General features: G+C 53.2%; 6 protein-coding genes and 1 pseudogene. 1 reads left to right on the top strand and 6 read right to left on the bottom strand.

What is annotated here, in order from left to right:
- The 5 genes and pseudogenes from K341_RS12850 to K341_RS0110570 form a co-directional block, all read right to left on the bottom strand.
- Window positions 1-279 (bottom strand): annotated as a pseudogene (locus tag K341_RS12850) (hypothetical protein); the annotation flags it as partial.
- A gap of 117 nt (window positions 280-396) precedes the next feature.
- Window positions 397-828, bottom strand: a complete 432-nt coding sequence (locus K341_RS0110585) for a hypothetical protein (protein ID WP_009350731.1) — start codon at window positions 826-828, stop codon at window positions 397-399.
- Between the two features lies 1 nt (window position 829).
- Window positions 830-1,054 (bottom strand): hypothetical protein, encoded by a 225-nt coding sequence (locus tag K341_RS0110580; protein WP_026762779.1) that lies wholly within the window; start codon window positions 1,052-1,054, stop codon window positions 830-832.
- A 226-nt stretch (window positions 1,055-1,280) separates the two neighbouring features.
- Window positions 1,281-2,732, bottom strand: coding sequence for a glucose-6-phosphate isomerase (locus tag K341_RS0110575; RefSeq protein WP_026762778.1), 1,452 nt, complete (start codon window positions 2,730-2,732; stop codon window positions 1,281-1,283).
- A gap of 18 nt (window positions 2,733-2,750) precedes the next feature.
- Window positions 2,751-4,106 carry a phosphohexomutase domain-containing protein gene (locus tag K341_RS0110570; RefSeq protein WP_026762777.1) on the bottom strand — a complete coding sequence of 452 codons (1,356 nt, stop codon included), beginning with the start codon at window positions 4,104-4,106 and terminating at the stop codon, window positions 2,751-2,753.
- A 265-nt stretch (window positions 4,107-4,371) separates the two neighbouring features.
- Between K341_RS0110570 and K341_RS0110565 the strand changes: the two genes are divergently transcribed.
- The gene (locus K341_RS0110565; protein WP_026762776.1) at window positions 4,372-5,325 is read left to right on the top strand and encodes an AEC family transporter; all 954 of its coding nucleotides are present in this window, start codon (window positions 4,372-4,374) and stop codon (window positions 5,323-5,325) included.
- 120 nt (window positions 5,326-5,445) lie between these two features.
- Here the strand turns inward: K341_RS0110565 and K341_RS0110560 are convergent.
- Window positions 5,446-5,681, bottom strand: a 236-nt coding sequence (locus K341_RS0110560) for an IS200/IS605 family transposase (protein WP_026762775.1), incomplete at its 5' end; no start/stop codon positions are given.

Raw genomic sequence — 5,681 nt, 5'->3', positions numbered from 1 at the left:
AAAGAATAGGCCACTGAATATCTCCCAAAATACAAATCGAGAAGACTTTATATTGTCATGCAGCACTCCGAGAAATGGCAGGCAAATAATTAGAAGTACACACCCTAAAGGAAATAATAGATTATGTGTTTTTTTATAAACATACAGACTAAAAGCTAGTATGAATAAGGATGCCAAAGACATCACTACGATTTCTATATCAGCATTTCCCTGCCTCGCCAAGGCTCGACCGGCAAATACGCCAATGACAGCCACAAGAATACTGATATTTTTCTTCATATGTTTTACCACTCTTCATTTGGTTTGCTGCAAAATATTATAACGAAAGATCATTCCAGAGAACCATTGGAAGGCTTTCCATATAAACCTTGTCCATAAAGTCAATTGAGTATTTTCTCATAGAAATATCAGTGCTGCTGCGCCTCCGCAGCCTACGAGCCAAAACCCGGCTAAAGCCAACATCCAGTATTTCCATTGTTTATAAGAGATGATGTGCGGCGATATTTGGTGACTACCGGTAATCAGACAAGCCAATCCGAGGAAGGAAAAAAAGAGCACCCCACTAACAAATCCCAAAAGTTTAATTTGAGAGGTTCCTATGCTGTCCTGTAGGACATAGAGAAACAGCAGACCTACAACCAGCAGTATACATCCCAAAAGAAATATCCAATTATGATGTTTTCTATAGATGTAGATGCCGAAAAAGATTGCGACCAATGCCGATAAAGACCATACAACGATCTCTAACTCCGTATTTCCCTGTCTTGATAATGCGCGACCGGCCAATACGCCGCCAACTCCTACAAGAAGGCTAATATCTTTCTTCATATTATTTAGTTACCTTCATTTGGTTTTCCACAATAATTGTCTTTTGCAAGATCCGCAAGTTTATCAATATTCTTTCCAATAATACTTCCCAATACGATGCCTGCTCCAACGGCAAGAATTTCCGGGGCTGCTGCTGCAGCGAGTACTGCACCGACTCTATGCCTACTCCGGCACTTGCTACAGCGGCAAAAGTATCTATTGCGGCAGTCTTGTCCTCTGTCGTCACATCATCTCCTCCCTTGTCAGTAGTACTGTATAGATTTATTTTCCCCCTTTATTATTACAAAAGATAATAAGGCTTGTTATTTTCGTCTTAAAAGATATTGGTTCTTTCTTCAATTCTATTCAGGAGCATCATATAATTTCTATATTTTTTTAGGATACAATGTACTCAAAAAACCGACGCTGCTGCACGGCTGTGTGCAGCAGCGCCGGTTTTTAGTTGTACCGCTTTACTTCTTTTTCAGTGCGGCGAGTTTCGGTCCCATGATGCGCTTGTACGCTTCGACGCCGGGCTGGTCGAACGCATCCACGTTGGCGAGCTCGCCCTCGTAGGCGATGGACATGGAGAGCATGTAGAGCAGCTCACCGAGATGATACGGTGTCAGCTCCGGAAGGGCGAACACGGCGCTGTACCGCTTATTCGATGCGAGTGCGTCCGCGTTCGACTGACGCGCGACCTCAAGCGCTGCGCCCATCGTGACGCCCGCGATGTCTGCGAGTTTCTGAACATTGGGGAATGCGTTTGGGATCGTGATGTCGTCCGCCCATTTGTCGATGCGGATGAACTGCACGACCTTGTTCAGTCTGCCCTCTTGATGCTGCTGCGTCTGCGCGTGCATATCCGTCGTGCCGACGGCGACGACGGGCGTGCGTCCGTAGCAAACTTCCTTTCCATCCTTGTTGAACTGCTTGCCGAGGGATTCGGCGAGGAGCTGGATGTACCACTCGGAGACGGATTTCAGATAGTCGCCGTACGGCATCATGACCTCGATGTCGCGCCCGTGCTTCTCCGAGGCGGCGAACTTGAGCGCGGCGTTGAGCATCGCAGGGTTCTGCCAGAGGTCGTCATTTTGACACGCGGCATCCATATCGCGCGCACCCGCGAGGAACTGCTCGATGTCAAATCCGATGCACGCGGCGAGCGTCAGCCCGACCTCGGTAAAGACGGTGAACCGCCCGCCGACGCCGTCCGGCACGGCGAACTGCTGCCACCCCATCTCCATCGCGAGCTTCTTGAGGAGCGTCGGCTTCTCCTCATTCGGGTCGGTGACGGCGACGACCTCGACCTCGACGTTGTCCGCCTTCATAAATTCATCGTACATGACCATGAAGTTCGACATCGTGTCGAGTGTGCCGCCCGACTTCGAGATGACGAGCAGCATGATGCGGAGTGCCCCCGCGCCGTTCTTTTTCTTGATCTGTGCGACGTCCTTGAGGTGATTGATAATATCACCCGTGCGCCGCGGGTCGATGTTGTTCCCGCTGAAATAGATGCGCGGGTAGTTCCCACGCTGTTCGTTCGAGAGTGAGTTCCACAGCTCGCCGCAGTGCACGTCGAACAGCACCTTGTTCCCGAGGAACGAGCCGCCGATGCCGAGCGAGATGAGGACGTCCGTGTGCTCCTGCGCGTGTTTGCCGAGTTCCTTCAGCCGGGCGATGGACGACGGGGAGTTAATGTGCCCCTCCGCGATGTACGGCGTCTGCGAGAACAATACTTTCTCCGGTTCGCCGTCTTTGGAGAGATGCGCGCGGATGAACCCCGTGGCGCGCATGACCTTCATCGCCTCATGCGCCTTTTTGAGGGCGTCCGCATAGCCCGCGAGGTCGGCGTCCGTCACCTTTCCCTCGCCGTAGAGATTGTCGTAGTCAAAGGTAAACCCGGATTTCAGTACAAGACTCATCAAAACACTCCTTCCCGCTCAGCCGCGAATCTCTTTCAGCAGCTCGTCCGTCTTTTCCTTCAGCAGCGCGTGATCTGCGCGCGTCTCGACATTCAGGCGGATAACCGGCTCCGTATTGGACATGCGCAGGTTGAACCGCCATTTGTCGAACTCGATCGAGAGGCCGTCAACCTTCGTCACCTTGCCCTCTTTGCCGTATTTCGCCTCGATGCGATCCATAACCGCCTTCGCATCCGCGACCTTGCTGTTGATCTCGCCCGAGGTCGGGAATTTATCGATGCGCGCCTGCATCAGCTCCGAAAGAGTCTTGCCGCCCGACGCGCTCATGAGCTCGGCGACGAGCAGCCACGGAATCTGACCGCTGTCACAGTAGGAGAAGTCGCGGAAATAATGATGCGCGCTCATCTCGCCGCCGTAGATGGCGTTGACCTCGCGCATCTTATCCTTGATGAACGCGTGCCCGCTCTTGCACATGACGGGCTTGCCGCCGAGGCTCTCGGCGATCTCGATCGTGTTCCAAATGAGCCGCGGATCGTAGATGATGCTCGCGCCTTTGTTCTTCTTGAGGAAGGCTTCGGAAAGGAAGCCGACCATGTAGTAGCCCTCGATGAAGCCGCCCTTCTCGTCGAAGAGGAAGCAGCGGTCGAAGTCGCCGTCCCACGCCACGCCAAAGTCCGCGCCCGATTCGCGCACGACCTTCGCCGTCGCCTCGCGGTTCTCCTGCAGGATGGGGTTCGGCACGCCGTTCGGGAAGTTGCCGTCCGGCTCGTTGAATACCTTTACCAGCTCGAATGGGAGCAGTTTCTCCATCGCGTTGATGATGGGCCCCGCCGCGCCGTTGCCTGTGTTGACGACGATTTTATACGGCTTCAGCTTGCTCACGTCGACATAGGAAACGATGTGCTTGACGTATTCGTCAAGAATATCTACCTGCTCGATTTTACCCGGCGTGGATGCCGGTGCGGGATAGGTCTCGCCGACCGCCATCGCCGCAATGTCCTTCAGCCCCGTATCGCTCGATATGGGACGGGACTCCGCGCGCACGAACTTCATGCCGTTATACTGCTTCGGGTTGTGGCTCGCCGTGATCATGATGCCGCCGCCGAGCCCGAGGTGCGCCGTCGCGAAGTAGATCATCTCCGTGCCGCACTGCCCGAGATCCACGATATCGCAGCCCGCCTCGGTCAGCCCCTTTGCGAGCGCATCGCGGATCGCGGGACCCGAGAGCCGTATATCATGACCGACCGCAACCTTCTTCGCGCCAAACAGCGTGGGGAAACTGCGTCCGACACGATAGGCAAGCTCCTCGTTGACCTCGTCCGGATATACGCCGCGTACATCGTATGCGCCAAAACCTTTGTCCGTCACTGCCATAACGTCCCCTCCTCCTGAGAGGTGCCGCCCGGCGCCTCTCAAAACAGTTGATTCACTGTGCGCCGCAGGAACAAAACACGGCGCAAATATCATATATATAATGAAAATATTCGCCGCCATGCATCTCTTTTCCTGTCTATTTTGATAAATATAAAAGAAGTTTTCCTTTGTATTCCCATTGATTTTAATTGTACCTTGGATGTAGAATACAAGCAGCCGGATTCTTCCGGCACAGGCAGCGCAGCACAAAAGAAAGGCGATTCTCGTGGACACATCGGATTACCGCATTATCTATCTTTTCACCGATCTCCTCCTGCCGATGATTGTCGGCTATCTGCTCTACCGGCACGGCAAAATCTCGGACGCCCTCATCAATAAAATTCTCCGGGGCAACGTCATCGTCATCTACACGATCCTCGCGTTCATGAGCTGCTGGACGCTCCCGATCTCATGGGATCTCGCACTCATCCCTATCTACGGGATTCTCATCGTCCTCTTCCCTGCACTCGTCGGCAAGGCATTTTTCATTCGGCGCTATCACAGCCCTCTCGACCGCGGCGCGTTCCTCGCGAACGCGATGATGTCGAACATTACGACCCTCGGCGGCGTCTGCGCCTTCATCCTCTATGGCGAACAGGGATTTGCCTACGCGCAGATCATGGGTATCTTTCAAACGCTTATGCTCGTCCTCGCCGTCTTCCCCATGGCGCAGTATTATTATTTGCAGCACAAAAATCACGGCAAGCCCGGCAAGATACAAATGCATTTCCTCAGCATCTTCCTCTCCCGGAACCAGCTCAGCATCATCGGTATGGCGGCAGGGCTCGCGCTGAACGCTGCGGGCATCGCGCGTCCGCCCGTCCTCGGGGACGTATTCGAGGGACTTGTCCACTTCGGCGCATGGTTCGGGATGCTTCCCGTCGGTGCGCTCGTCAACCTCCACCGCACGCGCCGCTATGCACGATATACGCTCGACCTCTTCCCGCTGCGTTTTTTCATCCTGCCTGCCTTTATGATGGTAATCAGCTATCCATTCATCCGCGATCCTGTTCTCCTCGGTGCCATCCTCGTATTCTCCGTGACGCCGGGTGCGATCAACTCCGTCACCGCGGCAAAGCTCTATAGGCTCAATGTCGACTACACGATCGCGGGCTTCCTCACCACGAGCGTCGCATTCTTCTTCGTCGTCTATCCCGCGCTGTACTTTTTCCTGCGATAGGAACGTATCCATAATAAATATCCACCCGCATAGCGGGTGGTTTTTCATTTTCGGGCATAGCCCTTATGTAATTGGCGGCGTACAAGTACGCCTTTTATTGGCCTGCCAGCCATGCACAGATTACTTGCCACCCATAAATGGGTCTCTTGGGTCAAACAAGCTCAGTTGATCCTGCTCCCGATCCTTCTTCAGCTGGTCAGCTATGTACTCCTTAATCGCCTTGGTGTTCTTTCCTACGGTATCGACATAATACCCTTTGCACCAAAATTCTCGATTACGGTATGCAAACTTCATGTTCCCATACTTCTGGAATATCATTAAGCTACTCTTGCCCTTTAGGTACCCCATAAAACTCG

It is taken from the genome of Centipeda artemidis DSM 19719 (genome assembly GCF_000426665.1).
Lineage (GTDB): Bacteria > Bacillota > Negativicutes > Selenomonadales > Selenomonadaceae > Centipeda > Centipeda artemidis.
Note: the sequence above shows the minus strand (reverse complement) of the source record. Positions and strands in the feature narration are given on the sequence as shown.